This window comes from Sulfitobacter sp. L-8 (assembly GCF_056859255.1).
Window position 1 is genome coordinate 563,412 of the sequence record NZ_JBSXOD010000053.1, and the last position, 26,825, is coordinate 590,236.

Here is a 26,825-nt window from a genome sequence, read left to right on the forward strand (position 1 = left end):
CGCTGCCGGCAAGCTCTGTCAGAGGGCTTAGGCGCGATGGGCCCCATCCGACAGGGTTTTGACGAATTTCAAAACATCAGCCACCGGCAGGCCATCCGCGATTTTCGAGACGATAGCCGAGCCGACGACCACACCATCCGCCACCGAGGCAATTGCTTGGGCTTTGTCTGGCGTGTTTACGCCAAAACCCACGATAACAGGCAGACCACTGGCAGACTTGATGCGCGCCACTTCGGGGGCGACATCGCCCGCTTCGGCTTCGGCAGACCCGGTGATGCCGGTGATTGACACATAATACACAAAACCCGAGGTATTTTGCACAACGCGCGGCAGACGTTTGTCATCGGTTGTCGGGGTGGCCAGACGGATGAAATTCATACCAGCCTTCTGGGCGGGCAGGCAGAGTTCGTTGTCTTCTTCTGGCGGCAGATCGACGACGATCAGTCCATCCACACCGGCCTTTTTCGCCGCCGCCAGGAATGTGTCCACGCCTTTTGAATAAATCGGGTTATAATAGCCCATCAGAACAATCGGAGTGGTATCGTCCTGCTCGCGAAACGCGGCGGCAAGCGCAAGGGTTTTGTCCAGTGTCATCCCGGCACCCAATGCCCGTTGCCCGGCCAATTGGATAGCTGAGCCGTCGGCCATAGGGTCGGTAAAGGGCAATCCCAGCTCGATGATATCGACGCCAGCGGCAGGAAGACCGCGCACAACCTGAAGCGATGTGTCGAAATCCGGGTCGCCCGCCATGACATAAGCGACAAAGGCTTTCTTGCCGTTAGTTTTCAGGTCAGCGAATTTGGCATCGATACGTGTCATGAAGGTGGCCTTTTTACGTTGCCCTGTTGCAATGCCGAATATGACGCGGGAAATCAATGCGACATCAAGAGTGAGCTAGCGGATATCAGAAAAAACCATGCGAAAGGTTGGAATTCTGCACCGACTCTCACATATCTATCCTTTAGATCCTTCTGGAACAGCTTAGGTAAAGATTATGAACTACGTACTTGCTCTGCTTTTGCCGCCGCTATCGATCCTGCTGACGGGCCGGATCTTTACCGCCATAATCGTGTTCATAATCTGGATTCCAGCTATCATTTTTTCCGGCGGTCTAACCCATCCGATGTTCATCGTCCTGGCGTGGATACTGATCTACCAGTCTCACGAGGATCGGCGGCAGCGCTAAGACTTGCGCAGACGTCGCTGAGACCATAGGACAGCGCCAACTTATAGAGGATGCTTGTCATGGGCTTTAAGATGGGAATTGTGGGTCTGCCGAATGTCGGCAAATCGACCCTGTTCAACGCGCTGACCAAAACTGCCGCGGCGCAGGCGGCGAATTTTCCGTTCTGCACGATCGAACCCAACGTGGGTGAGGTCGGCGTTCCCGACGCCCGGCTGGATAGACTGGCCGCGATTGCGGGGTCAAAGCAAATTATCCCGACGCGTATGACATTCGTCGACATCGCCGGCCTCGTCAAAGGCGCGTCGAAAGGCGAAGGTTTGGGGAATCAGTTTCTCGCCAACATTCGCGAGACAGATGCAATTGCCCACGTGCTGCGGTGCTTCCAAGACGGCGACGTGACCCATGTTGAGGGGCGTGTTGATCCGGTTGCGGATGCCGAAACGATCGATACGGAATTGATGCTGGCAGACCTCGAAAGCATCGAAAAGCGTCGCGCAGGATTGGTCCGCAAGATCAAAGGCAATGACAAGGACGCCGCCCAGCAAGATCGCCTGCTTGCACTTGCACAAGCCGCAATCGAGGACGGCAAGCCGGCCCGTACCGTCAAGATCGACGAAGACGACGCGAAAGCATGGCGTATGCTGCAACTGCTGACCACCAAGCCGGTGCTCTATGTGTGCAACGTCGGAGAGGACGAGGCCGCTGACGGCAATGCGCTGTCTGACAAAGTGGCAGAGATGGCGGCCGCTCAGGGGAACAGTCATGTGGTGATCTCGGCGCAGATCGAAGAAGAGATCAGCAAACTGGACCCCGATGAGGCCAAGATGTTCCTCGACGAGATGGGCCTGAAAGAGGCTGGGCTGGATCGGTTGATTCGTGCCGGTTACGAGCTGTTGCACCTGGAGACTTACTTTACCGTGGGTCCCAAGGAGGCGCGCGCCTGGACGATCAAGTCAGGGACGTCGGCACCCAAGGCAGCAGGCGTGATCCATGGCGATTTTGAAAAAGGTTTCATTCGGGCCGAAACGATTGCTTATGACGATTTCGTCAAGCTTGGCGGCGAAGGGCCTGCCAAGGAGGCGGGTAAAATGCGATCCGAGGGTAAGGCCTATACCGTCAAGGACGGCGACGTCTTGCACTTTTTGTTCAACACCTAAAGGCGTACACCCTATCATTGCGCAGGTACCGGCTTGCGCAGTTTGATCGGCATGATGTCAAGAAAGGGCCGGTGAATCCGGCCCCTCTTGATCGACTGCCCTGAAATCAGTTCGTTTTCTTATCATCGACGATGTTCATCGACGCCACGCCGCTCTCGCCAAGGTCAACCGCTGCGAAGGGGCCGCCGTGGTGCATTTGTCCTGGGTCCTTCAGGTCCACGGGCGGTGCGTCGGCCAGAATCTGCTCCGCAAATTGTTCGGCGTTATCCTTGGGGCGATAGCCAAGAAAAGACGCTTTGGCGTTGTCCACCGGCACACGGTCGTTGTTGGACACACCGTAAACGATGCTGAACCCGACCGATGGTGTGTCGATGGCCCGTGTAACAAGCTGGATCAGATCATCATAAGACAGCCAGGACCCAAGCGCGCGCGTGTTGTTGACCTGGGCACAGCTCAGGATCCGCAGACAAACAGCCTCCAGCCCGCGTTTGTCCCAATACATGCTGGCAAGGTCTTCGCTGAAACATTTGGCCAGACCATAGAACGTATCGGGTTTATGGGGCGCGTCGATGCCAATGAAATCGGCCTTTTTGTGCATCCCGACCGCGTGGATTGAAGAAGCGTACACGACGCGCTGCACACCGTGTTGATAGGCTGCTTCCCAAATGTTGTAAGATCCGACAAAGTTGGGCCCCAGAAGTTCTTCAAAGGGTTTTTCATCGACGATGGCCCCGAAGTGGACAACCATATCGGCCCCTGCCAACACGGGCGCGATTTGGTCATAGACCGCGATGTCGGCCTGGGCGTATGTCTCGGTCGGGTACAGCGCGCCAAAGTCTTCGATGATATCTGTGCTGACCAGTTCTTCGCACATCTTGCTTAGCGGTTCGCGCAGATAAGACCCCAAACGACCGGCAGCTCCTGTTAAGACCAGTTTCTTCATCATATGTGTATTCCTCTGTCGGTTATTTCAAATTTGTTTTGACCTGGGCCAAAAGGGCGTCGGCACTTTTGGCAAGCAACCCAACATCACTGCCGCATGCCACAAAGCTAAAGCCTTCGTTTAGCAGTTCGGCAGCGAATGACGGATCAGAAACCAAGGTACCCACAGGCATTCCCCGGCTCATTAACGCTCGGGCGGCTGGGCGGATCAGTTGCCATATGTCGGGGTGCATCGGCTGGCCGACGTGACCCATATCGGCACCGATATCCGCTGGCCCGAAAAATATGCCATCCACGCCTTCAACCGTCGCGTAAGCGGTGGCGTTTTCGACCGCTTGAACGGTCTCCAGCTGGATCAGTATTGCGGTCTGCTTTTCAACCTCGGTAAAATAGTTTGCGATGCGTCCAAACCCGTTGGCTCGTGTGGTTCCTGCGACGCCGCGCTTGCCCCGAGGCGGATAGCGACAGGCCGCGACTGCCGCATGCGCTTCGTCCACGCTTTCGACCATCGGAAACAGCAACCCCGGCACTCCGAGGTCCAGCAGGCGTTTGACCTTGACCGGATCATTCCAGTCCGGGCGCACGATCGCGGTTGTATCCGTCGCGGCGAATGCCTGAAGCTGACCAAGTAACGACGCCAGTTCGTTCGGCGAATGCTCCATGTCGAGCAAGGCCCAGTCATAGCCAGAGGGCGCAATCACCTCGGCGGCATAGGCATGGCTGAGGCTGATCCACAGCCCGACCTGTTGCTGACCAGCGCGAATTGCAGAAAGAAACTTGTTTTCTTGCAGTTTCATATCACGGCCTTTTCGATCATCGCCTGATTGGTTTCGATCCGCCGATATTCAAACGGCGACAGATCGAGGCTGCGATATTCACCATAGGTGATCAGTTCAGCGATGCCACGCCCCAAAGCCGGAGATTGTTGCAACCCGTGCCCCGAAAACCCATTCAAAAAGACAAAATTGCTGACCACGCTGTGACGCCCCAGAATGGCGTTTTGATCCAATACATTATACGCATAATGCCCGACCCATTCGTTGATGACCTTGACTTGATCCAACTGGGGCACGCGGGCAGCGACCGCCGGCCAGACCTTGTTTTCCCATAACCCGTGATCAAAGCCGAAGTCATCGTAGGCCACTGCAGGGTCATCTTCCGGCGGGCATCCTGCCATGTAATACTTTCCGTCAGTGCGGAAATGCACCCCGGACGGATCAATGGTCAGCGGCAGATCCCGGTCCAATGGTTTGGCGGCGTCGAATATGAACGTATAACGCTTACGGGGCTCTACGGGCAAACTGAGCCCCGCCATCTGCGCGGTTGCCAAAGCGCGGGGGCCGGACGCGTTTACAACCGTGCCGCACCCAACCGTAGAGCCGGATTTCAGGCTCACGCTGGTGATCGCCGTGCCATCCGAGGATTTGGTCATGGCGACGACTTCGTCGTGGATATATTCGACACCGTTGCGCCGGGCCATACGCTTGAACCAGTCAAACATGGTGCCGCCGTCAAAATAGCCTTCGTCATGGGTGTTGTGGTTGGCAGCCAGAATGTCATCAAGCTGATAGAACGGATATGCTGCAGCTATCTCTTCGCGGCCAAGGTGCCGGGTGTGCGCACCAAGCGCCACTTGCACCTGTTGGTTTTGCTTCAGCGTTTGTGCAAACTCGGGGGTATCCGCCAGATACATATACCCGAAACTGTGCAGCGCAAGATGCGGCACCTCTGGGTCGTCCCCCATGATGCGACGGAAATTCTTGATAAACTCGACCCCGAATTGCGATACCTTGATGTTTATCGCCGCGGTGAACTGCTGGCGGATGCAACTGTTGGTATGGCTCGTCGAGGCGAATTGATAGGTCGGGTCACGTTCAACGACCAACACCGTGCCGTTGAAACCCGGCATCTGCGTCAGCCACCATGCCACAGATGACCCAAAGATCGCGCCGCCGACAATGACGACGTCATAGGATGCATGTTTAGGCGTCATTCGATCTCTCCTGTTTTGATGGCGCGCAGCACTGCGGTTATGTCGGCCTCGGCCAGGCCATAGTCGAGGGCTGCGGACCGGGCCGAGATATACCCGCGGGCAAGGTCGCGTTTTACCAATTCAGGGTCGCGGTCGGCGGCGGGTCCATATCCGCCCCCACCGGGGAATGCCAAAGCCACCCGCGCACCATGCGGTACGAACTGCTTGCCCTTGCCCCGCATCGCTTTGCCGTCGCTGCGTTTGATCGTGGTCGGTGCCCCCTGTCCGGCCCCCTGACGGCCCCGGGCAGGGTGGTGGACACGGTCGAACATCGCGGAAAAGTCGAACTCGTGCCCCTCTTTGGCTCCTACTTCCATATATTGGCCCAAGCCCCCGCGCATGGCCCCCGCACCACCGCTGTCAGGCCTCAGTTCCTTGCGCCAGATGATCACCGGGCCGGCGTGTTCTGTTGCTTCGACGGGCATTGTCATCACGCCGGACGGGAATGCTGTTGCGTTCAACCCATCAACGCCAGGGCGCGCACCGGTACCCCCGGAATTGAACGCAAGCACTTCGGACCGTCGCGCCGAGGCCGGGGCAGGTGCATCGCTGCGCGGGCGCAAAGATACCTGAAAGTTGCACAGGCACCCCGCGCCTTCGGCCGGAACGGTCGCCGGAAGAAGCTGGTCAAGAGCTGCAAAAACGGTATCGGGGATCATGTGGCCGATCACATGCCGCAGAGCGACCGGGGCAGGGTGCATCGCGTTCACGATGGTATTTTCCGGTGCGGTTATCCTGAACGGCTCCAGCGACGCGGCGTTGTTGGGAATCTCTGCCGCAACAGCGCACTTAAGCGCGTAACAGGCATAGGCCTTGGTATAGACCAGAGGCACGTTGATTCCTTTGGGATCCGGACCCGAAGTGCCAGCAAAATCGCAGGCGATATGATCGGCGGCGATCGTGACCCGACACCGCAGATCAATCGGCGTGTCGTACCCATCTATGCGCATCTCGCCCGATGCTGAACGGCGCGGTAACTTTGTAATGGCTTCCAGCGTGGCGCGGCGCGAATTGGCAAAGATGTAATCGGCCACGCTTGTCAGGTCATCCAAGCCGAATTCGGTCATCATTTCGGACAGGCGGCGCTGTCCGATTTCGTTGCAACTGGCAAGCGCATAGATGTCGCCGATCAATTGATCGGGTTCGCGCACGTTGCCGCGCAGCATCGCCACCAGCGTTTTATCGACAGTGCCCCGCGCGGCAAATTTCATGATCGGAATATAGATGCCTTCCTCATATACCGAGTTGGCGTCCGCGCCGAAGCCACGCCCTCCGATGTCGACGACATGTGCTGTGCACGCAAAGAAACCGACAAACCGATCGCCATGAAAGGCCGGAGACACAATGGTGATGTCATGCAGGTGGCCGGTGCCCTCCCATGGATCGTTGGTGATATAGACGTCGCCGCGGTGGATGTTGTCGCGCCCGATGCGGCGGATGAAGTGGGCAACAGCGTCCGCCATGGCGTTGACGTGGCCCGGTGTGCCGGTGACGGCCTGCGCGATCATCAGACCGTCGGCGTTGTAGACACCGGCGGACAGGTCGCCTGCCTCGCGGACGGAAGTTGAAAAGGCCGTGCGTACCAGCGCTTGTGCCTGTTCTTCGACAACCGAAATCAGTCGGTTCCACATGACTTGATAGGCTACGGAAGCGGTGTTCATGCTGGTACCCTTTCAATATCGACTGTTCCGTCATTCTGTACGGTCGCACGACGGCTGGCTGGAATGATGATGGTGGTTTCGTCTTCCGTGATGATCGCCGGTCCGCAGACGCGATCACCGGGCCCCAGCCCACGGCGCGCCGTAACCTGCGCGGTGGTCATATGGCCCAACGCCGCATCAAACATTTGCCTTTGGTCAGGAGATTCAGCGGCCACTAATTCAGTCACGGGATGTACCTGCGTCACCGTGGCAGTCGGGGTCGCGGCATTTACCGACCAAACGGTTATTTCGATGTCCAGTCCGTCGACAACACGCCCGAACAACCGGGTATAGTCGGCTTCAAACAGCTTCAGATAGGTTTCGGCATCCGGGTTTGCGGCTTGCGCAGCGGTCAGGTTGACAGGGATTTCCCACCCTTGCCCCACGTAGCGCATATAGATTTTGTGTTCCGCCTGTATGGCAGCGGTGGTGTCACAGGACCTTACAAAGCCGGTTGCCTCTGCCTCGAGCTCGGCAAACAGGCCCTGAACGGTCACGGGTGACAGATCCGACAGGCGCATATAGACGCTGCGGTTGGCCTCGAAGCTGAAAGGGGCACGTAAAAAGCCGATGGCAGATCCTACGCCGGCACCCTTCGGGATCAGACAGCGCGATATGCCAAGCTTTTCACATAGCCGTGCGGCATGTAAAGGCGCGGCACCGCCAAAGGCAATCATGGTGTATTCGGCAAGGTCCTCGCCGTTTTCGACGGCATGAACACGTGCGGCATTTGCCATGTTTTCGTCGACAACTTCTGCCAGACCAAACGCCGCCGTGACGGCATCCATATCCAGCGGTTGGCCAAGCGTTTCGATCAGCGCTGTTTTCGCATCTGCAACAGAAAGGCCCATCGACCCGCCGGCGAAATTGTCGGGGTCAAGCTTTCCAAGCACCAGATCAGCATCGGTGACCGCCGGACGCACACCGCCGCGACCATAGCATGCGGGGCCAGGTTCAGAACCTGCGCTTTCCGGACCGACCCGGATTTGCCGTAATTTGTCGACATGAGCCAGCGAACCACCCCCCGCGCCGATTTCCACCATGTCAATCACGGGAATGGAGATCGGCATGCCCGACCCTTTCTTGAAGCGATAGCTTCGGGCAACTTCAAAGACCCGCGCGGTTTTGGGCATCTGGTTCTTGATCAAGCAAATTTTCGCGGTGGTGCCGCCCATGTCAAAGCTGAGCACCTTGGTCAGCCCGTATTGCGACGCCAGCGTTGCGGCAAACACTGCACCGCCCGCCGGACCGGATTCAACCAGCCGCACGGGAAATTCAGCAGCCGAAGCGAGCGATATGATCCCGCCGCCCGAATGCATCAGAAAGATCGGGCAGGTGGTTCCCGCATTCTCTAGCCGGTCGGCCAGCCGGTCTAGGTATGATTTCATCAACGGCTTGATGTAAGCGTTTGCGATCGTGGTGTTGAAGCGTTCGTATTCGCGCATCTGGGGGGACACGTCAGAGGAAAGAGACACCATCATGTCCGGAAGCTTCCGGGACAGGACATCGCGGACCATTCGTTCATGAGCAGGGTTCAGATAGCTGTGCAGAAAGCCTATGGCGACGCTGTCATATCCGGCCAAGGCCAGTTCATCTGCCAAGCTTTCTATGTCGTTTCGATCCAATGCAACTAATACATCACCGTCCGCCCCCACACGTTCCCGCAAGGTATACCGCCGCTGACGTGGCAAAAGTGGTTCGGGAAGGGGCAGGTTAAGATCGTATTGTTCGAACCGCGATTCCGTCCGCATCTCGATCACGTCGCGAAACCCTTCGGTGGTGATCAACGCGGTTCTTGCACCCCGCCGTTCAATCAACGCATTGGTTGCCAAGGTGGTGCCGTGGATGATCTGGGTAATTTCCGCCGGGTTGATATGCGCCTTGCCGCACACCTGCGACAGACCGTCCAATATCGCGTTTTCAGGGGCGTCATATGTGGTCAGGACCTTGGTGGAAAAAACTTCGTTACCCCCCTCAAGCACAACATCCGTAAACGTGCCGCCTATGCCTACTCCCAAGCGCCAGTTTGATCGTGCCATGTTTCGTCCTTCCATTTTGCCACGACAGACTAAAGCCCCAATTTCGTCCGGCGTCTATTGTCTGTGAGGCCGCAAGACATAATTGATTTCGATACCGGCCAATTTCCGTGCGATAGCTGAGAAAACGTTTTAACGGCCACGATGGGTAGCCATAGCGACGTCAATGTAGTGCTGGACAATTGCAACTAGTCACCTAGTTTATGCCGAAACGCATCCCGCATGTTTTCCTATTGGAGCCTGGACCATAGACATGGACCGACAAGAGATCGAAGATTTAATTGCGCGTGTGGCGTTGCAAGATCGCGCGGCGTTTGAACAGCTTTATGATCGTGTGTCCGCGAAACTTTTCGGAGTTTGCCTGCGTGTGTTGAACAGCCGCGCCGCAGCAGAGGATGCAATGCAAGACACATTCGTCAAAATCTGGAATAATGCCGACAGATATAATTCCAATGGCCTCAGCCCGATGACGTGGTTGATTACCATCGCGCGCAATACCGCGATCGACCGCCTTCGTGCGCGTAAAAAAGGGCACCAGAATCTCGATAGTCCCGGCTTCGAGCTGGTCGCACCCGGCCCGACCCCGGAACAATCAGCCGTCAATGCATCAGAAGCGGCAAAGCTGGCGGGATGTCTCGAGACTCTTGAGGGGGACCGGGGGCAGGCCATTCGCGGGGCCTATCTGGATGGCGAAACATATGCCGATCTGGCGGTGCGGTTTAATGTACCGCTAAATACGATGCGTACTTGGCTCCGCCGTGGACTGATCGCCTTGAGGGAGTGCATGAGCCTGTGAGCGATGTGAACGATACTGCCCCTGACGACGAAATGCTGGCTGCTGAAATGGTGCTTGGGCTTGCGTCCGAGCAAGACACAGCCGCTGCCCGTCAGCGAATGGCGTCGGATGCCGCGTTTTCGACGAAGGTCGTATTTTGGTATGAACGAATGACCGCCCTGACTGACGACATCGATCCGGTAAAGCCTCCGGCCCGGGTCAAGAAGAAGCTGTTCGCTCAGGTGTTCGCCAGGCAGAAAGTGTCGATATTGCAGCGTGTTTTGTTATGGCAAGGCGTTGCCATGGCGTCGCTGTTGTTCGCCGGCTATCTAGGTGTCCAGTTGCTGAAGGTGACCACCCATCCAGACATTCCACCACCGGTCCTTGCCGCGCAATTGGACAGCGATTCCAGCCCGCTTCGGGTATTGGCGGTCTTGGAACCCGTCAAAAACGAAATTGCGTTGCGACGGGTGGCTGGGGAACCTGTCCCCAACAGATCATTCGAACTTTGGGCGATCCTGCCCGACCAAGCGCCGGTATCTCTTGGCGTTCTGCCCGACAGCGAAACCACCCGCGTCGCGATACCGCCCTCGTGGCGTGATCAGACAGCCCAGATGACGCTTGCCATTTCCGACGAACCAATTGGAGGGTCGCCAACCGGTGCCCCAACAGGTGACGTGTTGGCCATCGGGGCGATGACAAATCTTTGATATCGGGGAACTGCCCCCTGCTGTATCACATGATATATGTGATACATGCGAGCGTGTCGAAATCGTTCAATTTCTGATAAATTCAGCCTTTTTTTCATGCTGCGCGAAACTATTTGTAACCTTCCCGCGTGCATATTCACTGTCAGCCACAAGTGCTTTCAACATTCGTTGGGCAGTAAGCTTGGCATGTTGGGAATGCGGTGGCTGCCGACGCGATCCGCAGTGGGCGTGATGTGGTGTCACTACTTGCGGTGGTGGTGGTCAATTGCCATCATGCGACAATTGTTTGGAACGATGTTAGCGAGTCCCTAGTTTGATCATTGTAAGCACTGCGGTGCAGTTAACGAGTTCCGCCAGGTGTTTGGGTTAACCCAACACCTGGCATTTTTTTTCGCCGGTATCGGTTTCTCATAGTGAGCGCCGATTGTTTTGTCCTGAAACGAGCCTTCAGTAATGCATCAAATCACATTCCATTGCCTGCCTGTCCAACGAGGCGGCTATTGTGGCAAGAACTGTGAAATTTACCCGACGCGCTCCATGGGCCATGAACTGGACCCCAAACGTGAACTCGGTAACATCAGCGCATGTGCCGTGGCTTTCCTTGCCATGTTACAGTCATGAAAGCATCGGTAAGCGATGTCGCCCTGACGCTCGGGCGTTGGCTGCTGGCGTCGCTGTTTTTTGCGGGATTTCTCCAAAAACTGATTGACCCGTCGGCTGCCCAAGCCCTGTTGGCGTCGTGGTATCTTCCTGGGGCGCTGGTCTGGCCAGCCATGGTCTTTAACGGTGTAGCTGCGTTCATGTTGGTGACGGGCATTTGGGTTGCGCAAGTCAGCTTTGCCTTGGCGCTATATTGCATGTTCACCAGCATATTCCACCTTATCCCCAGCGATCCTTGGCAGATGTCTATATTCGTGAAGAACTGGGCGATTGCCGGTGGATTGCTGGCCCTTGCGGGGCACGCGTGGGAACGCCGCAGATGCTAAGTCCCCTTTGGTTTCACCCGCAGCGTCGGGTTTGCCTGCGTCGGGTCCTCGGGCCACGGGTGGCGAGGGTATCGCGCCCGCATATCCTTGCGCACATCAGCATATGATCCGGCCCAAAAACCCGGTAGGTCGGTGGTGACCTGAACAGGGCGCTGGGCGGGGGACAGCAAGGTGAACTGCAAGGGCTGTCCTGCGATCATCGGGTGCTGGGTGACCCCGAACACCTCTTGCAGGCGCAGAGCTATCTGAGGCTGAGCTGCGGTATAGTCGATAGGTAGTTTGCGTCCCAGCGGTGTTATGAAATGGGCCGGAACGGATGTGTCCAAGTCCTGCCGGGCCTCCCATGATAACCGCGCCTCCAATGCCGGTAGCAGGTCAAAGTTTTTCCAGTCTCCGGCACTGCGCACACCGTCCAGATACGGAAGCAGCCATTCATCTATCGTGGCCATTAGGTGATCGTCTGAAAAGTCAGGGAAGTTGTCCGGCATCAACCGCGCGCGCGCCAGGAAAAACGCCGCGCCCTTGCCCGGGGCGAGGCCCAACTGGCGCACACCGGTCAGCATGGCGCGCGCTATATCCTCGGAAGGGGCGTTCGACCAGAGGCGGTCATCCAGCACCAATGCGCCAAAGCGTTCTTGCTGCCGTGCCAGAACGCGACCCTCGCGGCGTGACCACTCGCAGACGTCATGCCAGACGATCTGGCCTGCAAATGCGTCTCGCAAGTCCGCTTCGGACAGCCGTGCAGCCTGCCTGATGCGTGCCTCGCGTGGGTCACCGTCCAGGTCGGTGGCGACCAACAGGCGTTCATTGGCCATAGGGTCGCTGTCGGGCAATATGGCCCCCTTGCCGCCCGACATCACAAAGCGCGGTGCATCGCCCTTGCGCCGCAATGCCACGCGGTCAGGATATGCCAGCGCTGCAAGAGCCCCCAAGCTGTCAGGGCCATGATCGTTCCGCGCGCGTGCCAGCCTTTTGGCGTCTTGTCTGATCCGCGACACTGCCGCGTGATTTACTTCGCCTGATGTGCGTTTGCCCGCGACGGCATCCATCCGCAGCGCCAAATCAACCGGGGCTCCACGCAATGGATCCCGCTCGGCCAGGATCGCCGCAAGCAGCGGGGCAGAGGGCCCGCCTTTGGTCACCATATGCGCCAGACGGGGATGGAGCGGAAGCCGGGCCAAGGCGCGACCATGCGGGGTAATGTGTTTGGTCTGGTCAAGGGCACCCAACATCTGCAACACGCTCTGCGCCTCTGCCAGCCGCCCTTGATGTGGCGGGGTAACAAAGCTCAGGTCGTCTGCCTTCGCACCCCAGATCGCAAGCTCCAACGCAAAGGACGAAAGGTCGGCGACCTCAATCTCGGCAGGGGGGAAGCCCGCCAGTGCCCCCTCTTCGCCGCGCGTCCAAAGCTTGAAGGCGACCCCTTCGGAAACCCGTCCCGCGCGCCCCGCCCGCTGTGTGGCTTCCGCGCGGGTCACGCGTTCGGTTATCAGCCGGGACATGCCGGATGACGGGTCAAATTGCATCCGCCGCGCACGCCCCGAATCCACAACGATCTGGACGCCTTCGATGGTCAGGGAGGTTTCGGCGATCGACGTGGCAAGAACGACTTTGCGACCCGTTCGGGCTGGCGCGACTGCCGCACGTTGCGCTTTAAAATCCATCGCACCGAACAGGGGCGCGACAGTGCAATCCGGCGCAAGCCGACCCTGCAATGCGGCTTCTACCCTGCGAATTTCGCCTTCGCCGGGCAGGAATACCAGCGCCGACCCAGGAGAGCTATCCAAAGCGTGAAGAACCAGGTCTGCCACTGCAATTTCAAGGCGCTGGTTGCCCACGGGGCGATCCAGCCACTTGGGAACGACGGGAAAGCTGCGCCCTTGTGATGTCACGATGGGGGCGTCCATCAAAGCCGCAACGGGGGCCGCATCCAACGTCGCTGACATGGCGACCAGCAACAAGTCACTGCGCAGTGCTCCGGCGACCTCAAGGCACAAAGCGAGCCCTAGATCAGAATTGAGCGATCTTTCGTGAAACTCATCAAAGATCACGGCACCCACGCCCGACAGTTCGGGGTCTTGTTGCAACATGCGCGTCAAGATGCCTTCGGTTATCACCTCGATCGCGGTCTCGTTGCTGACTGCTGACGCGCCGCGCATGCGGAAACCGACCGTCTGGCCGACGTATTCACCAAGGGTCGCCGCCATGCGGTCGGCGGCTGCGCGCGCGGCAAGGCGGCGCGGTTCCAGCATGATGATGCGCCCCGGGGTGAGATTTGCGTCCAGCATTGCCAACGGCACTCGGGTTGTTTTGCCAGCCCCTGGCGGCGCTTGCAACACAACGCGGCCGGTTGTGCGGAGCGCCGATATCACCTGCGGAAGGACGTCATCTATGGGAAGGGTAAAGCTCATGCAGCCCGTTATGGGGGAAACCCATCGTACAGCCAAGTCCCGCCTTGGTCTGGACATTTGCGGCATTGCGCCTGACAAGATGATGCCAAAGACCAAGAGGGTGACGCATATGAATATCGACGATCTGGTCAAGGGTATCGCGGCAGGCGAACGTCGGGCGCTGGCACGCGGAATCACGCTGGTTGAATCGTCCCGAGAAGATCACCGGGCGCAAGCGACGGCCCTGTTGGCGGCGCTGCCCAAAGAGCGCGAGGCGCTGCGGATTGGGCTTTCCGGTACACCGGGGGTCGGAAAATCCACGTTCATCGAAAGCTTCGGGATGATGTTGATCGCACAGGGGCTGCGTGTCGCGGTACTTGCGATCGATCCGTCTTCGTCGCGGTCAGGTGGGTCGATATTGGGGGATAAAACCCGCATGGACCTGCTGTCGCGCGAAAAAGACGCATTCATCCGACCATCGCCCAGCCAGACCCATCTTGGCGGGGTTGCGCGACGCACCCGAGAGGCGGTTGCCCTATGTGAAGCGGCCGGATTCGATGTGGTGCTCATCGAAACTGTTGGTGTTGGGCAATCCGAAACTGTTGTTGCGGAAATGTCGGATGTGTTCCTGCTGCTGCTGGCCCCCGCCGGAGGGGACGAGCTGCAAGGGGTGAAACGGGGCATCATGGAAATGGCCGACATCATTGTGGTCAACAAAGCCGACGGCGATCTAAAACCCGCGGCGTCGCGAACCTGTGCTGACTATGCAGGGGCGCTGCGGTTGCTGCGCAAGCGACCCCAGGACCCTGACGGGTTCCCCAAGGCGATGATGGTGTCTGCTTTGCAGGAAAGCGGGTTAAGCGAGACATGGCGCGAGGTGCAGGCGCTGACAGACTGGCGCCGGGCCAATGGGTTTTGGGCGCGCGCGCGCGCGGCGCAGGCCCGGTATTGGTTCGAGCAAACTGTCAAGCACACCTTGCTGGCGCAACTGGAAGCACCGAAGGCCAAGGCGGCCCTGAGCGAGCTGAGCGATCTGGTCGCGCAAGGGGCGATTGATCCGACAAAAGCAGCACAGGATTTTGTCGCGCAATTGGAACGTTAGGCGACAGAGGTGCGTGCGACGGGCCGGGTGGCGGTTCTGGCAGTGAACCGTTTCGTCGGCCAGTCGACCTAGCCGGCAGCCTTTGGATGGGTGCGGTTGTAGACGTCCATCAAGCGGGCGGTGTCTACGGCCGTATAAGCCTGGGTGGTCGAGAGAGACGCGTGACCCAGCAATTCCTGAATCGCCCGCAAGTCGCCACCTGCATCCAATAGATGCGTCGCAAAACTGTGCCGCATGGCGTGGGGGGTGGCAGTGGCGGGCAGGCCCAGCTGCATGCGGGCGTCGGCCATCACTTGGGCGATGGCACGTGCTGCCAGCGGCCCGCCGCGAATTGCCCTGAACAATGCGGCGTCCGATTCCTGTGGATAGGGGCAGACCCGCAAATAATCATCAACGGCATCCCGCGCCGCTGGCAATACCGGCACGATCCGTTCCTTACCGCCTTTTCCGACAATGCGCAGAACATCAGGCAATGGCGCATCCGCACCTTTCAGGCCCAAAGCTTCGGATATCCGCAAGCCGCAGCCCCACAGCAGGGTGAGCACTGCAACGTCACGGGCCGCGACCCACGGCTGCCGCGCCTGTACCCCTACGCGATCGATCATCGCGGTCGCGGCGTCGACGGAAAGTGGACGGGGTAGCTTTTTTGGGAATTTCGGTGACCTTGTCGACAAGACGGCCGTTGGTTCGAACCCTTCGCGTTCCGCCAGCCAGCGATAGAACGCCTTGACCGCGGAAAGTTTGCGGGCCAGTGACCGCGGCCCTATGTCCGCACTGCGGGTTTGTGCCATCCAGCTGCGCATGTCTGAGATACTGATCCTGGCCAACGCGCCCAATCCCTGACTGTCAGCCTTGTGCAGGGTCATGAAAGCCAGAAAGTCGACCAAGTCGCCTTGATATGCCGTAATGGTATTTTCGGCCGCCCCATTCAAAGCGCGCTGGTGCTCCAGCCATGTCTGAAGCGCGTCCCGCGCTGCCGGGCTGATCAAAAACGAGTTTGACGCGCTGCTCAAGACAACCAACGGCGCATCGTGCGCTCGAACACGCCGGCGAAGAACCCCAGAAGATCGGTTCCCTGCTGGGCCCCAAACATATGCGGGTCTTCGGACCCGAGAATCAGCAGGCCAGGTAGACGCCCTGCTCCGAAATTCAGCTTCAGGCAGGCTTCCGAACGGATCCAGTCGGCAGTGCCGCCATAGATGTGTTCGGGGCTGTTCTGGATACTGCGCAGGGTAACCTGACGCACCGTACCGCTACGGCCGCCGGTGATGTAATTGTCGATAAATCCGGGTTCAGCCACGTTAAGGACGTCACCCAGCCTCTGGATCGTCGGATCATCATCATTTTGCACGGACTCAAGCACAAGCCGAACGGCATCCACTCGCAGAATGTCCGCGACCTCTCCGCCCAGATCGGCCAGGAACGTTTCGAATTCAACCGGGTCGAGCATCCGCAAAACCGCACGGTGTATCTGGTTGGTACCCGCCAGGTTCTCGTAGGCGGCTGCGATGACGTTGCGATGCGTATCTTCCAGCCGGTCGAGACGCGTTTCCAGCCTGTCCATAGCGATGCCGCGCAGATCCACGATATTGCCACCCATCGCGCGTTCATTCGCGGCGATAAGCGCCTGCATGACATCATTATCGTCCAGAATGACGTCGGGTTGTGAAATGATTGCTTCGCGAAGAGAATCTTCGATTTTGTGATTACTGCTCATGCTCGTCTCTTTTTTGTTTTGCATGGGCATAGCATGCAGCTTTGGTGAAATCTGCTTTTTTCTTCCAACCGGCGGCTTATTTTTTCGGGTGCCCAGGGCATTTACGGGATCCGGAACGGCACGATCTTAGCTAGCGCCCCAAGAGAGACCGCGCGCGGCGTGTCTGGGTGGGACCCAAGGCTTGCGGCAGGGTTAAGTAGGGCAGTTGCCGCCTTGTCTGTACTGATTTTCCTGCGTGCGCGGTTTTGGGCTGCGCACGCAGAACTGTAGGGCAATAGGCAGGTCAGAGAATTTTTTGACCCGTTTTCGCCCAATCCGCCATGAATGTTTCAAGCCCCTTGTCAGTAAGCGGGTGCGAAACCAGCTTTTTGATGACTTCCGGCGGGGCAGTCATCACATCGGCACCGATGCGGGCAGCGTCCAGCACATGGTTAACAGTGCGGATGGAAGCGGCCAGAATCTGGGTATCGAAGCCATAGTTGTCATAGATGATGCGAATGTCTTGAATCAGGTCCATGCCATCGAGGTTGATATCATCAAGGCGTCCGATGAACGGGGAAATGAATGTTGCTCCGGCTTTTGCCGCGAGCAATGCCTGGTTGGCCGAGAAACATAGCGTGACATTGACCATCTTACCCTCGTCCGAAAGGGTTTTGCAGGCCTTGAGACCGTCCCAGGTCAGCGGAAGCTTCACGGTTATATTTTCGGCTATTTCGGCAAGTTTACGGCCTTCGGCAATCATGTCATCGGCCTTGAGCGCAACCACCTCGGCCGAAACCGGTCCGTCGACAAGCTGGCAGATCTCCTTGGTGACTTCCAGGATGTCACGACCGGATTTCAGGATTAATGACGGGTTGGTGGTTACCCCATCGACCATGCCCAGATCGTTCAACTCGGCGATGGCGTCGATTTCGGCGGTATCTACGAAGAATTTCATGTTATGTCCTTCAGGTTGGAATAGGCAGCAGGAATGGCTATGTCTGTCGCCAAGGGCTTTAGCGCATGATCCGTAAAGCTGGAACCCTGATTCCCGAAACACGATGCCGGAGCTGGTGGTGACTACACCCGAATTTTTTCATCAAGGAGATCTGGTAGCGGTACTGACCACTCAGCCCTTGGGTCGTGCGCTGGATTACAAAGCACCTGAGGGCGGCTGCCATATGGGCGCATTTGTAGAGGTGCCACTGGGCCCGCGCAAGGTGATCGGCGTTGTTTGGGGGGCCGGGCAAGGCGACTATGATCTGGCCAAGATTCGGTCGGTGATCCGCGTGCTGGACGCAGCACCCATGCGCGAGGAATTGCGCATTTTTCTGACGCGCGCCGCTGCCTATACATTGACGCCGATGCCGGCGATGCTGCGCTTGGCGACACGTGCGCCGGGGTTGGGCGACCCGCCGTCAATGCGCAAGATATACCGGCGCGGCACATCCGATCCCGACCGGATGACCGATGCCCGCCGCCGCGTTCTTGAGACCTTGGCGGAATATGGTGATCTATCCTTTACCCTGAAAGAGCTTGCCGAGATGGCGGGCGTCACGGCGTCGGTTATCAAGGGGTTGGTGGCGCAGGGGGCGGTGCTTGAACAAGACAGCCCGCGTGACCAACCATTCATGCGGATGGACCCAAGCCTGCCCAGCAAGAACTTGACGGATGATCAGGCCGCCGCCTCGGCGCTGCTCGCGGCGGGGGTGGCCTCCGGCAAATACGGTACTACCTTGCTGCGCGGTGTTACCGGGTCCGGCAAGACCGAAGTCTATCTTGAAGCCGTGGCTGCCGCGCTGAAATCAGGGCGGCAGGCGCTGGTGTTGCTGCCCGAAATCGCACTGACCGAACAGTTTTTACACCGGGTGCAGGCACGGTTCGGTGCCAAGCCGGCCGAATGGCATTCAGGGGCAACGATGACCGAACGCCGCCGGATCTGGCGGATGGTGGGGCAGGGGCAGGCTCAGGTCGTGATCGGTGCACGGTCAGCGCTGTTCCTGCCGTTCCAGAACCTGGGGCTGATCGTGGTCGATGAAGAACATGACACATCCTACAAGCAAGAAGAGGGCGTACTGTATAATGCCCGTGACATGGCGGTGCTGCGGGCGTCGATCTGCGGGGCGCAGGTGGTGCTGGCCTCTGCCACACCGTCGTTGGAAAGCTGGGCTAATGCGGAAGCGGGAAAGTATACCCGGGTAGAGCTGACATCACGTTTCGGGCCAGCGGTGATGCCACAGATGGGTGCCATCGACATGCGCGGCGAGGGGCTGCCAAGCGACAAATGGGTGTCGCCAACCTTGCGCGCCGAGGTCGACAAACGATTGGAACGCGGCGAGCAGGCAATGCTGTTCATCAATCGCCGCGGCTATGCGCCGGTGACCCTTTGTCGGTCCTGTGGCCATCAGATCGGCTGTGATGATTGTGATGCGCGGATGGTGGAACACCGTTTCCTCAAACGCCTCGTGTGCCACCAGTGTGGCGAAAGCAAACCGATGCCCGAGGCTTGCCCTTCATGCGATGCCGAAGGCAAGCTGGCTGCGATCGGTCCCGGCGTGGAACGGCTGGGCGAAGAGGCCGCGGCGCTTTGGCCCAACGCCCGCGTAGCCACGCTCAGTTCTGACATGTACGGGTCCGCGCGTGCGCTCAAGGCCGAGATCGCGGGGATCGCTGGAGGGGCCGCGGACATCATTATCGGCACGCAACTGGTGGCCAAGGGGCATAATTTTCCCAACCTCACGCTGGTGGGGGTGATTGACGCGGATCTGGGCCTTATGGGGTCCGACCTACGCGCAGCAGAGCGAACGTTTCAATTGATGCGCCAGGTTGCGGGCCGTGCCGGACGAGCCGAAGCGCCGGGGGCGGCGATGTTGCAGACTTTTCAACCCGACCATCCGGTGATCCGGGCGATTTTGGCGGGGGACGAAGAGGGGTTCTGGAAAGCCGAAGCGGGCGAACGCCGCCAAGCGGGGGTGCCGCCCTATGGCCGTATGGCGGGAATCATTTTAAGCGGGCCAGACGTGGCGGCGTTGTTTGATGCCGGAAATCAGCTTGCCCGTCAGGACGGTCCGTTGCGCATGGTCGGCGCGCAGGTATACGGACCCGCTCCTGCTCCGATTGCGCGGGTGCGTGGGCGACACAGGGTTCGGTTGCTGGTCAAGGCAGAGAAATCAGTCGCGCTTCAGGATGCTTTGGCGAAATGGGTGGGCCAGCTGCGTATGAAAGGCGATATGCGTATTGCGGTCGATATTGATCCGCAAAGCTTTTACTAGATCTTTGTTCGGTCTTGCCGGAGGCAAGACATGCCTTCGGCGAGGATTTTTTGCCAATTGGAATAGGAAGGTAGGGGCAGGTCGCCTGTGTTTTCATCTCGTCAAGGGACGGAAACGGGGGTATTGCCTACAGATATGACCAGATATGTGACCCTCGACGATGCCAAGCATCACCCTATTTGGCGCCGCCCCGTGGCGCTTTTGTTTTTGATGGCGCTGGCGATGCCGGTGGCGTTCAACACGTGGTCCGCATTGTTGAACAACTTTGTCATTGAAGCGGCGCAGTTTGACGGATCCGACATCGGACTGTTGCACACGGTACGTGAAATTCCGGGGTTTCTGGCAGTTGGCGTTATCGCGATTATAATCTTTGTGCGCGAACAGGTATTGGGCTTGATATCCTTGGTCCTGCTTGGCATGGCCACGGCTGTGACCGCGTGGTTTCCGTCAATGGGCGGGATCCTGACAATCACAATGATGAGTTCGATCGGGTTCCATTACTATGAAACGGTGAATCAATCGCTCCAGTTGCAATGGCTCAAGATAGAGGATGCGCCACGGGTGATCGGCTGGTTGATGGCTGCGGGATCCGCGGCAACATTGCTGGCGTATTTGGCGATCATGGCGCTGTGGGACACGCTGGCTCTGTCCTATAACATTGTTTACATGATTGGCGGCGGGATCACCGCAACCGTGGCTGTTGTGGCGCTGATCGCTTATCCGCAGTTTGAAGCCCCCACGCCGCAGGTCAAGAAGATGGTGCTTCGCAAGCGCTATTGGCTGTATTACGCGCTGCAGTTCATGTCGGGTGCGCGGCGTCAGATATTTGTGGTATTCGCCGGTTTCATGATGGTCGAGCGGTTCGGTTTCGACGTGCATGAGATCACGTTGCTGTATCTGATCAACCTGATTGCCAACATAGTCTTTGCCCCGTTGATGGGCAGGGCTGTTGGATTTTTTGGTGAGCGGCGTACATTGAGTTTCGAGTACATCGGGCTGGTTTTCGTGTTTCTGGCGTATGGTGGTGTTTACTATCTTGGCTGGGGCGTCGTGGTCGCGTCGACACTTTACGTGCTGGATCACCTGTTTTTTGCGCTTGCGCTGGCGTTGAAGACTTATTTCCAAAAGATTGCCGACCCTGCCGACATCGCGCCAACGGCGGCAGTGGCATTCACGATCAACCACATCGCGGCAGTGTTTCTGCCGGTGGGCCTGGGTTTGCTATGGATGGTATCGCCTGCCGCAGTGTTCTTTCTTGCTGCCGGGATGGCGTCGATTTCATTGATACTGGCGCTGTTGATCCCGCGCCACCCCAGGCCCGGCCACGAAACTGTCTTTGCGTCCCTGCGCGTCGCCGTGGCCCCGTAGCGAAGCTTGACCCTCTGCGTCTGTCGGCTTAGGCCACAGGCGTCATATATGCGGAGAACCCGATGCCCACTTTCACAGCGCTGACCACCCTTGCAGGACGCAAGCCCGCCTATGCCTTGGGCAATGCCATGGAACGGCTGACGCCGGAACCGACAGGTGTGGGGGTGTTCGAACTGGAAGATGGGTCGGGGCTGTGGGAAGTCGGTGGTTATTTCGAAGAGGCACCGGATGAAACGGCATTGGCGGTGCTCGCCGCATCGATGGGGGCCAAGGACTTTGTCGTGTCGGAATTGCCAGAGACAGATTGGGTCGCCCATGTGCGTCGCGAACTGTCGCCTGTCGCGGCTGGCCGGTTCTTCGTTTATGGCAGCCACGACGCAGACAAGGTCCCGCCTGATTGTGAGCCCCTGTTGATCGAGGCGGCGATGGCGTTTGGGACGGGTCACCATGGAACGACCCTGGGCTGCCTTCGGGCGCTGGACCGTTTGGCGGAAGCGGGTATGGTGGGTCGGAATGTGGCTGACATCGGTTGCGGTACCGCTGTTTTGGCTATGGCGGCCGCGCGGATTTGGCCAAACGCCGTACTGGCGAGTGACATTGACGAAGTGGCGGTCGATGTGGCGCGGGCAAATGCCGCTGCAAATGACCTGAGCGACCGGGTGATTTGCGTCGAGGCCGCAGGCTTTGACCACCCGGAGCTTTCTGCGAAAGCGCCTTTCGACCTGATATTCGCGAATATTCTCAAAGGGCCTTTGGTCGCATTGGCCCCTGATATGGCTGCGGCGCTTGCCCCGAAGGGGATGGCGATTCTTTCGGGTATCCTGAATGAACAGGCACAGGACGTTATCGACGTTTATGCCGCATCTGGCATCAATCTGGTACACAAAGAGATGATTGGTGACTGGACGACGCTAACCGTCCAAAAGATGCCTTAATCTGCGCGCTTTTTGGACGCGGTTCGCAGCATATTTGTGGATTTCGGCACATTCTTGCTGTAATGTGGGAGGGTGAGAGGTGGGGGCCTCAAGCAATTCGAGGCTGCCATGGTTGAGACACATCAACATTTTGGAAGACGCGTCCATCACCTTGAACGTAACCGTGCCAGGTTATCAAAAGGGTATTACAGCACTGTCGAAAACGACGGGCTGATCGTTGCGAGGCCAACGCGGCAAACATCCAGCTTTCCATTCAAACTGGTCTTTGTTCTGATGGCACTGTTTTTTCTGTATAAAGCGTTCGTATTGTCGGTGATCGGCGATGACACCTACGAAAGCAGGCTGACAACGTTGCGCAATGGCACTGCATTTGAACAGGCCGGTGCCTGGTTCCTGGGCATGGATCCTATCACGCTGGCAGTATCTGCAAAAATAGGCCCGCTCTTTCGTGGCTAGGGTCAACCGGTGACGGCGTGGGAAAGGCGGCCATCCGAAATGACAAAGCCGCGCAACTTTTCAGGTCAGCGCGGCTTTGCCAGATTTATAAAGTCCGACGGGCACCTTGATAGGCATTCGTTCAGCGAATGAAATGGTTGAGAGCCACATGTTCGATGTCGCCACGGACCAGGCCGATGTCATCAAGTGCGCGGTCAGAGAGTGCCGAGAGTGCCTTGCGGGTCAGACGCGCATCGTTCCAAGCTTCAATCGACCCTACAATGTCGCCAAGCTGTGAGAAGAAACGGTTCACCGCAGCAGCTGTGCCGTAAGTTGTGGGAGTGTTGTAGTAAACAGCCATGGGAGCCATCCTTAAATAAAAAGAGCCGGATAACCCGGCGGAATGCCCAGCAACTAGGCAGAATGAAAACGCTTCACAATAGGCAGGGGCGCATGCGTGATCTGCGTTTTCTGCATAGCGATACTTTGCATTTCGCCCATAGAAACAAGGCGGATTTTGGGCGCGCCGAAACTGTCGTTTCCACGGGGCCAACGGTCGCGTTCAGGCTTTCTGCGCGGAAAAGCAGGCCAATTGTGGCAATTTCAAGGCGCTACGCAAAACGCTTGGTGGATGTTCGCGTTTCGTGCTAATTGATACCGAAATCAGAAACGTGAGGTAATAAAGCAGATGATACGGATAATCGGCATTGATCCGGGGCTGCGAAACATGGGTTGGGGCGTCATCGATGTTGCCGGAAGCAGGTTGAGCCATGTCGCCAATGGGATCTGTGTATCCGAAGGGGCCGATCTGGGCGCGCGGCTTTTGTCGTTGCATGCTCAGTTAACCAGGATCCTTGTGACCTACCGGCCCCATTCCGCGGCGGTTGAACAGACCTTCGTGAACAAAGACGGTGCAGGCACGCTTAAACTGGGACAAGCGCGTGGTATAGCGATGTTGGTACCCGCGCAGGCGGGGTTGGCGATCGGGGAATACGCACCCAACTCTGTCAAAAAGACCGTCGTGGGCGTAGGCCACGCCGACAAGGGTCAAGTGCTGCACATGGTCAGGATGCAGTTGCCCGGCGCAGAGATCGCCGGCCCGGATGCGGCGGATGCACTGGCGATTGCAATCTGTCATGCGCACCACGGCGGGGCCGGGACATTGGCGCAGGCGATTGCCAAGGCCAGCGCATGATCGGGAAGATTACAGGACGGATCGACTATCGCGCGCCAGATCATTTGCTGATCGATGTGCGAGGTGTCGGGTATCTGGTCTACTGTTCTGAACGGACGATGGCAGGACTGCCCGGTGTCGGTGAGGTCGTGGCATTGTTTACAGAACTGGTCGTGCGCGAAGACCTAATGCAATTGTTTGGTTTCCAAACGCTGGTTGAAAAGGAATGGCACCGGTTGCTGACGTCCGTGCAGGGCGTGGGTGCCAAGGCGTCACTGGCGATTCTGGGGGCGCTTGGTCCCGAGGGTGTCAGCCGCGCGATCGCTCTTGGTGACTGGAATTCCATCAAGGTGGCCAAGGGGGTCGGCCCCAAGATCGCACAGCGCGTGGTACTGGACCTGAAGGAAAAGGCCCCCGGCGTGATGGCCATGACAGGGACATTGGCCGAAGCGCATGGCGAAGTCGAGGCCGCGAGCGTCATCGAAGACCCCAGACCGAAAAGGCCGTCAGTCAACGCGCCGAACCAATCCGCGCAATCCGAGGCGCTGTCGGCGCTTGGCAATCTTGGATATGGGCCGGGCGATGCGGCCGGGGCAGTGGCCCAAGCGGCGGGAGAAAACCCGGATGCCGATACCCCTGCTTTGATCCGAGCATCGTTGAAACTTCTGGCCCCGAAGGGATAGGGTGGCGGGCGTACCGCTTGCGCTCTCTCGCTTTGCCTTCAATCTTGGATGATACATGATCGACAGTGACCCCAATCTGCGGCCGGATCCGCTGCCCGGCGACATCGACCGCGCATTGCGTCCCCAGACATTGGACGAATTTGTGGGCCAAGCTGAGGCGCGGTCAAATCTGAAGGTGTTTATCCAGTCCGCCCGACAGCGCGGCGAGGCAATGGATCACACGCTGTTTCACGGCCCCCCCGGTTTGGGCAAGACCACGCTGGCGCAGATCATCGCCCGTGAGCTTGGCGTGGGGTTTCGCATGACCTCGGGACCCGTGCTTGCAAAAGCCGGGGATCTAGCTGCGATCCTGACCAATCTGGAAGCGCGCGACGTGCTTTTCATCGACGAGATCCACCGCCTTAATCCAGCGGTGGAGGAGGTTTTATATCCTGCTTTGGAAGATTTTGAGCTGGACCTGGTTATCGGAGAGGGTCCGGCGGCCAGAACCGTCCGTATCGAATTGCAACCTTTCACCCTGGTCGGGGCAACGACAAGGATGGGGTTGCTGACCACGCCCTTGCGCGACCGTTTCGGCATACCGACGCGATTGCAATTCTATACCGAGGATGAGCTTTTTGTTATCGTCGACCGCAATGCCCGCAAATTGGGTGCACCGGCGGATGAAGGCGGTGCGCGTGAAATTGCCAGACGTGCCCGGGGTACTCCACGTATCGCCGGTCGACTTTTGCGCCGGGTCGTAGATTTCGCGGTGGTGGAAGGGGACGGGCGGGTAACGCGGGAACTGGCGGATATGGCGCTTACGCGGCTTGGTGTCGATCATCTGGGTCTGGACGGGGCTGACCGTCGATACCTCAGATTGATTGCCGAGAATTATCAGGGCGGGCCGGTGGGCATCGAGACCATGTCGGCGGCGCTGTCGGAATCTCGGGATGCGTTGGAAGAGGTGATCGAGCCGTTCTTGCTGCAACAGGGATTGATCCAGCGTACCCCGCGCGGACGCATGTTGGCACAGAAGGCCTGGACGCACTTGGGCATTGCTCCTCCCAAGCCCCAGGCGGATTTGTTTGGTTGAGGCCGGGGATGCCTTCGGCGAGGATTTGGGCCCATTTGGAAGTTGAGATGACACCACAAGATATCGAAGCGATTTTCACACGGTCTGACGGGCGGTTCGCGTTTGCGCGGTGGGGGCGACCGATCGCACCGGTCGTCTTTGGTGTGGATGACGCGACCCTTGCTGTCGTCAAGGGCGCGGTCGAGGCGACGTGCCGATTGGTGAGGCAGCCGATTGTCGAAACCGACCCCGAGCTTGGCAGTAATTTGATGATGTTCTTTTTTCGGGAATGGGCCGAACTGGGGGGGGTGCCCGGCCTGGACCAGTTGGTCCCGGATATGGGGCCTTTGGTGGAGAGGTTACAGGCTGTTGGTGCCAACCAATACCGGTTGTTTCGGTTCGATGCCGCCGGAGCGATCAAGGCTTGTTTCGTGTTTCTGCGAATGGATGAGCAACTGAGCGCCCTGCCAGCCGAAACCCTGGCGTTGGGCCAGGTGGTCCAGTCATTTCTGTTGTGGTCCGATGTGGCGTTTCGGGATGTTTCACCCTTGGCCAAGCATGAGGGCAACACCGTATTGCGCCCAGACGTAGCGGACCTGCTGCGCGCAGCGTATGACCCGGTATTGCCTGCGGCGGCGCAGGATACGTCGCATGCATTGAGGTTGTTTGCGCGAATGGGAGGGACCTCATGACGCACCGGTTGCCCATACGGGTCTATTACGAAGATACGGACATGGCGGGTATCGTGTATTATGCCAATTACCTGCGCTACATCGAGCGCGCCCGAAGCGATTGGGTCCGCGAGATCGGTATCGATCAGTTGGAGATGAAGGCGTCCGGGGTGGTTTTTGCAGTACGACGTGTTGAAGCTGATTACATTGCGCCCGCGGTTTTTGACGATCTGCTTGAGGTGCGTACCTGGCCGATATCGCTATCACCGGCCCGCTTGGTGATGTCCCAAGAGGTCTATCGCGGCGAAACAGTCCTGTTCAGGGCGAATGTCACGATCGTGTGTATCAATGGGGTCGGCAAACCGTGCCGATTGCCAGCGAAACTTCGCTCACTCACCGTCTAGACAGCGGTTCGGTGCCATAATCCTAGTAATAGATATTGCACTCGGTTAAGCTTGTGCCAAATAGCGCCTTGGAAAACAGGGCCGTTGAGGCAGACAGGCCCGGCTACGGGCGCAAAG

General features: G+C 58.3%; 26 protein-coding genes. 15 read left to right on the forward strand and 11 right to left on the reverse strand.

Annotated features, from left to right (window positions below; translation table 11 throughout):
- Positions 1-27 precede the first annotated feature (27 nt).
- A complete protein-coding gene (gene trpA, locus AC13DE_RS16040; protein WP_446296272.1) occupies positions 28-819 on the reverse strand; it encodes a tryptophan synthase subunit alpha in 792 nt (263 codons plus the stop codon).
- A gap of 175 nt (positions 820-994) precedes the next feature.
- Between trpA and AC13DE_RS16045 the strand changes: the two genes are divergently transcribed.
- Positions 995-1,186, forward strand: a complete 192-nt coding sequence (locus AC13DE_RS16045) for a hypothetical protein (protein ID WP_446296273.1) — start codon at positions 995-997, stop codon at positions 1,184-1,186.
- A 59-nt stretch (positions 1,187-1,245) separates the two neighbouring features.
- On the forward strand, positions 1,246-2,343 hold the full coding sequence (gene ychF / locus AC13DE_RS16050; protein WP_483048393.1) for a redox-regulated ATPase YchF: 1,098 nt from the start codon (positions 1,246-1,248) through the stop codon (positions 2,341-2,343).
- A 106-nt stretch (positions 2,344-2,449) separates the two neighbouring features.
- On the opposite strand, the gene AC13DE_RS16055 is transcribed toward ychF, so the two are convergent.
- The 5 genes from AC13DE_RS16055 to AC13DE_RS16075 are packed head-to-tail and all read right to left on the reverse strand — an operon-like array spanning position 2,450 to position 9,056.
- Entirely contained in the window at positions 2,450-3,286 is an 837-nt protein-coding gene (locus AC13DE_RS16055; RefSeq protein WP_446296304.1) for an NAD-dependent epimerase/dehydratase family protein, read from the reverse strand.
- Between the two features lie 22 nt (positions 3,287-3,308).
- Positions 3,309-4,082: an HpcH/HpaI aldolase family protein gene (locus AC13DE_RS16060; protein WP_446296275.1), complete on the reverse strand. Its 774-nt coding sequence runs from the start codon at positions 4,080-4,082 to the stop codon at positions 3,309-3,311.
- Positions 4,079-5,278 carry an NAD(P)/FAD-dependent oxidoreductase gene (locus AC13DE_RS16065; RefSeq protein WP_483048394.1) on the reverse strand — a complete coding sequence of 400 codons (1,200 nt, stop codon included), beginning with the start codon at positions 5,276-5,278 and terminating at the stop codon, positions 4,079-4,081. The genes AC13DE_RS16060 and AC13DE_RS16065 overlap by 4 nt, the downstream gene beginning before the upstream one ends.
- Positions 5,275-6,978, reverse strand: coding sequence for a hydantoinase B/oxoprolinase family protein (locus tag AC13DE_RS16070; RefSeq protein ID WP_483048395.1), 1,704 nt, complete (start codon positions 6,976-6,978; stop codon positions 5,275-5,277). The genes AC13DE_RS16065 and AC13DE_RS16070 overlap by 4 nt, the downstream gene beginning before the upstream one ends.
- Positions 6,975-9,056, reverse strand: coding sequence for a hydantoinase/oxoprolinase family protein (locus tag AC13DE_RS16075; protein ID WP_483048396.1), 2,082 nt, complete (start codon positions 9,054-9,056; stop codon positions 6,975-6,977). Before AC13DE_RS16075 ends, AC13DE_RS16070 begins: the two co-directional genes overlap by 4 nt.
- A gap of 250 nt (positions 9,057-9,306) precedes the next feature.
- Here AC13DE_RS16075 and AC13DE_RS16080 point away from each other — a divergent pair, with 250 nt between their 5' ends.
- The 3 genes from AC13DE_RS16080 to AC13DE_RS16090 all read left to right on the forward strand — a co-directional run bounded on the left by AC13DE_RS16080 (position 9,307) and on the right by AC13DE_RS16090 (position 11,524).
- Entirely contained in the window at positions 9,307-9,849 is a 543-nt protein-coding gene (locus tag AC13DE_RS16080) for a sigma-70 family RNA polymerase sigma factor (RefSeq protein ID WP_446313433.1), read from the forward strand.
- Entirely contained in the window at positions 9,846-10,538 is a 693-nt protein-coding gene (locus AC13DE_RS16085) for an anti-sigma factor (protein WP_483048397.1), read from the forward strand. Before AC13DE_RS16080 ends, AC13DE_RS16085 begins: the two co-directional genes overlap by 4 nt.
- A 617-nt stretch (positions 10,539-11,155) precedes the next feature.
- Positions 11,156-11,524, forward strand: coding sequence for a DoxX family protein (locus AC13DE_RS16090; RefSeq protein WP_483048398.1), 369 nt, complete (start codon positions 11,156-11,158; stop codon positions 11,522-11,524).
- On the opposite strand, the gene hrpB is transcribed toward AC13DE_RS16090, so the two are convergent.
- Entirely contained in the window at positions 11,521-13,935 is a 2,415-nt protein-coding gene (hrpB, locus tag AC13DE_RS16095) for an ATP-dependent helicase HrpB (RefSeq protein ID WP_483048399.1), read from the reverse strand. The two genes, AC13DE_RS16090 and hrpB, sit on opposite strands and share 4 nt — an antisense overlap.
- 109 nt (positions 13,936-14,044) lie before the next feature.
- On the opposite strand from hrpB, the gene meaB reads away from it, so the two are divergent.
- Entirely contained in the window at positions 14,045-15,016 is a 972-nt protein-coding gene (gene meaB / locus AC13DE_RS16100) for a methylmalonyl Co-A mutase-associated GTPase MeaB (RefSeq protein ID WP_446313446.1), read from the forward strand.
- A 68-nt stretch (positions 15,017-15,084) separates the two neighbouring features.
- On the opposite strand, the gene AC13DE_RS16105 is transcribed toward meaB, so the two are convergent.
- The 3 genes from AC13DE_RS16105 to fsa all read right to left on the reverse strand — a co-directional run bounded on the left by AC13DE_RS16105 (position 15,085) and on the right by fsa (position 17,670).
- Positions 15,085-16,029: a tyrosine recombinase XerC gene (locus AC13DE_RS16105; protein ID WP_483048400.1), complete on the reverse strand. Its 945-nt coding sequence runs from the start codon at positions 16,027-16,029 to the stop codon at positions 15,085-15,087.
- Positions 16,026-16,733, reverse strand: coding sequence for a DUF484 family protein (locus AC13DE_RS16110; protein ID WP_483048401.1), 708 nt, complete (start codon positions 16,731-16,733; stop codon positions 16,026-16,028). The genes AC13DE_RS16105 and AC13DE_RS16110 overlap by 4 nt, the downstream gene beginning before the upstream one ends.
- Before the next feature lie 283 nt (positions 16,734-17,016).
- A complete protein-coding gene (gene fsa, locus AC13DE_RS16115; RefSeq protein WP_289082868.1) occupies positions 17,017-17,670 on the reverse strand; it encodes a fructose-6-phosphate aldolase in 654 nt (217 codons plus the stop codon).
- Between the two features lie 103 nt (positions 17,671-17,773).
- Here fsa and AC13DE_RS16120 point away from each other — a divergent pair, with 103 nt between their 5' ends.
- The 4 genes from AC13DE_RS16120 to AC13DE_RS16135 all read left to right on the forward strand — a co-directional run bounded on the left by AC13DE_RS16120 (position 17,774) and on the right by AC13DE_RS16135 (position 22,743).
- Complete coding sequence (locus AC13DE_RS16120) at positions 17,774-19,984, forward strand: primosomal protein N' (RefSeq protein WP_483048402.1); 2,211 nt, start codon at positions 17,774-17,776, stop codon at positions 19,982-19,984.
- Between the two features lie 135 nt (positions 19,985-20,119).
- Positions 20,120-21,352 carry an MFS transporter gene (locus tag AC13DE_RS16125; protein ID WP_483048403.1) on the forward strand — a complete coding sequence of 411 codons (1,233 nt, stop codon included), beginning with the start codon at positions 20,120-20,122 and terminating at the stop codon, positions 21,350-21,352.
- A 62-nt stretch (positions 21,353-21,414) separates the two neighbouring features.
- The gene (locus tag AC13DE_RS16130) at positions 21,415-22,287 is read left to right on the forward strand and encodes a 50S ribosomal protein L11 methyltransferase (RefSeq protein ID WP_483048404.1); all 873 of its coding nucleotides are present in this window, start codon (positions 21,415-21,417) and stop codon (positions 22,285-22,287) included.
- A 108-nt stretch (positions 22,288-22,395) separates the two neighbouring features.
- The gene (locus AC13DE_RS16135) at positions 22,396-22,743 is read left to right on the forward strand and encodes a hypothetical protein (protein ID WP_446313440.1); all 348 of its coding nucleotides are present in this window, start codon (positions 22,396-22,398) and stop codon (positions 22,741-22,743) included.
- 121 nt (positions 22,744-22,864) lie between these two features.
- Here AC13DE_RS16135 and AC13DE_RS16140 read toward each other — a convergent pair whose 3' ends face one another.
- Positions 22,865-23,083: a DUF1127 domain-containing protein gene (locus AC13DE_RS16140; protein WP_446296289.1), complete on the reverse strand. Its 219-nt coding sequence runs from the start codon at positions 23,081-23,083 to the stop codon at positions 22,865-22,867.
- A 330-nt stretch (positions 23,084-23,413) separates the two neighbouring features.
- Between AC13DE_RS16140 and ruvC the strand changes: the two genes are divergently transcribed.
- Genes ruvC through ybgC form a run of 5 tightly spaced genes read left to right on the forward strand, consistent with a single transcriptional unit; the run spans position 23,414 to position 26,708 of the window.
- Positions 23,414-23,917 (forward strand): crossover junction endodeoxyribonuclease RuvC, encoded by a 504-nt coding sequence (gene ruvC, locus AC13DE_RS16145; RefSeq protein ID WP_413851786.1) that lies wholly within the window; start codon positions 23,414-23,416, stop codon positions 23,915-23,917.
- Positions 23,914-24,579: a Holliday junction branch migration protein RuvA gene (gene ruvA / locus AC13DE_RS16150; protein WP_413851782.1), complete on the forward strand. Its 666-nt coding sequence runs from the start codon at positions 23,914-23,916 to the stop codon at positions 24,577-24,579. Before ruvC ends, ruvA begins: the two co-directional genes overlap by 4 nt.
- 55 nt (positions 24,580-24,634) lie before the next feature.
- Entirely contained in the window at positions 24,635-25,654 is a 1,020-nt protein-coding gene (gene ruvB, locus AC13DE_RS16155) for a Holliday junction branch migration DNA helicase RuvB (protein ID WP_446296290.1), read from the forward strand.
- A gap of 47 nt (positions 25,655-25,701) precedes the next feature.
- Positions 25,702-26,325, forward strand: coding sequence for a hypothetical protein (locus AC13DE_RS16160; protein WP_483048405.1), 624 nt, complete (start codon positions 25,702-25,704; stop codon positions 26,323-26,325).
- Positions 26,322-26,708: a tol-pal system-associated acyl-CoA thioesterase gene (gene ybgC, locus AC13DE_RS16165; RefSeq protein WP_446296292.1), complete on the forward strand. Its 387-nt coding sequence runs from the start codon at positions 26,322-26,324 to the stop codon at positions 26,706-26,708. The genes AC13DE_RS16160 and ybgC overlap by 4 nt, the downstream gene beginning before the upstream one ends.
- Positions 26,709-26,825: the final 117 nt, after the last annotated feature.

Bases quoted from the DNA above. Each gene is read 5' to 3' on its own strand.
- AC13DE_RS16090 (WP_483048398.1), top strand. From the start codon at position 11,156: ATGAAAGCATCGGTAAGCGATGTCGCCCTGACGCTCGGGCGTTGGCTG.
- AC13DE_RS16120 (WP_483048402.1), top strand. From the start codon at position 17,774: ATGCCGGAGCTGGTGGTGACTACACCCGAATTTTTTCATCAAGGAGAT.
- AC13DE_RS16140 (WP_446296289.1), bottom strand. From the start codon at position 23,083: ATGGCTGTTTACTACAACACTCCCACAACTTACGGCACAGCTGCTGCG.
- ruvB (WP_446296290.1), top strand. From the start codon at position 24,635: ATGATCGACAGTGACCCCAATCTGCGGCCGGATCCGCTGCCCGGCGAC.
- trpA (WP_446296272.1), bottom strand. From the start codon at position 819: ATGACACGTATCGATGCCAAATTCGCTGACCTGAAAACTAACGGCAAG.
- ychF (WP_483048393.1), top strand. From the start codon at position 1,246: ATGGGCTTTAAGATGGGAATTGTGGGTCTGCCGAATGTCGGCAAATCG.
- hrpB (WP_483048399.1), bottom strand. From the start codon at position 13,935: ATGAGCTTTACCCTTCCCATAGATGACGTCCTTCCGCAGGTGATATCG.
- AC13DE_RS16110 (WP_483048401.1), bottom strand. From the start codon at position 16,733: ATGAGCAGTAATCACAAAATCGAAGATTCTCTTCGCGAAGCAATCATT.
- ybgC (WP_446296292.1), top strand. From the start codon at position 26,322: ATGACGCACCGGTTGCCCATACGGGTCTATTACGAAGATACGGACATG.
- AC13DE_RS16125 (WP_483048403.1), top strand. From the start codon at position 20,120: ATGACCAGATATGTGACCCTCGACGATGCCAAGCATCACCCTATTTGG.
- ruvA (WP_413851782.1), top strand. From the start codon at position 23,914: ATGATCGGGAAGATTACAGGACGGATCGACTATCGCGCGCCAGATCAT.
- AC13DE_RS16135 (WP_446313440.1), top strand. From the start codon at position 22,396: ATGGTTGAGACACATCAACATTTTGGAAGACGCGTCCATCACCTTGAA.
- AC13DE_RS16075 (WP_483048396.1), bottom strand. From the start codon at position 9,056: ATGGCACGATCAAACTGGCGCTTGGGAGTAGGCATAGGCGGCACGTTT.
- fsa (WP_289082868.1), bottom strand. From the start codon at position 17,670: ATGAAATTCTTCGTAGATACCGCCGAAATCGACGCCATCGCCGAGTTG.
- AC13DE_RS16070 (WP_483048395.1), bottom strand. From the start codon at position 6,978: ATGAACACCGCTTCCGTAGCCTATCAAGTCATGTGGAACCGACTGATT.
- meaB (WP_446313446.1), top strand. From the start codon at position 14,045: ATGAATATCGACGATCTGGTCAAGGGTATCGCGGCAGGCGAACGTCGG.
- AC13DE_RS16065 (WP_483048394.1), bottom strand. From the start codon at position 5,278: ATGACGCCTAAACATGCATCCTATGACGTCGTCATTGTCGGCGGCGCG.
- AC13DE_RS16045 (WP_446296273.1), top strand. From the start codon at position 995: ATGAACTACGTACTTGCTCTGCTTTTGCCGCCGCTATCGATCCTGCTG.
- AC13DE_RS16130 (WP_483048404.1), top strand. From the start codon at position 21,415: ATGCCCACTTTCACAGCGCTGACCACCCTTGCAGGACGCAAGCCCGCC.
- AC13DE_RS16060 (WP_446296275.1), bottom strand. From the start codon at position 4,082: ATGAAACTGCAAGAAAACAAGTTTCTTTCTGCAATTCGCGCTGGTCAG.
- AC13DE_RS16055 (WP_446296304.1), bottom strand. From the start codon at position 3,286: ATGAAGAAACTGGTCTTAACAGGAGCTGCCGGTCGTTTGGGGTCTTAT.
- AC13DE_RS16080 (WP_446313433.1), top strand. From the start codon at position 9,307: ATGGACCGACAAGAGATCGAAGATTTAATTGCGCGTGTGGCGTTGCAA.
- AC13DE_RS16160 (WP_483048405.1), top strand. From the start codon at position 25,702: ATGACACCACAAGATATCGAAGCGATTTTCACACGGTCTGACGGGCGG.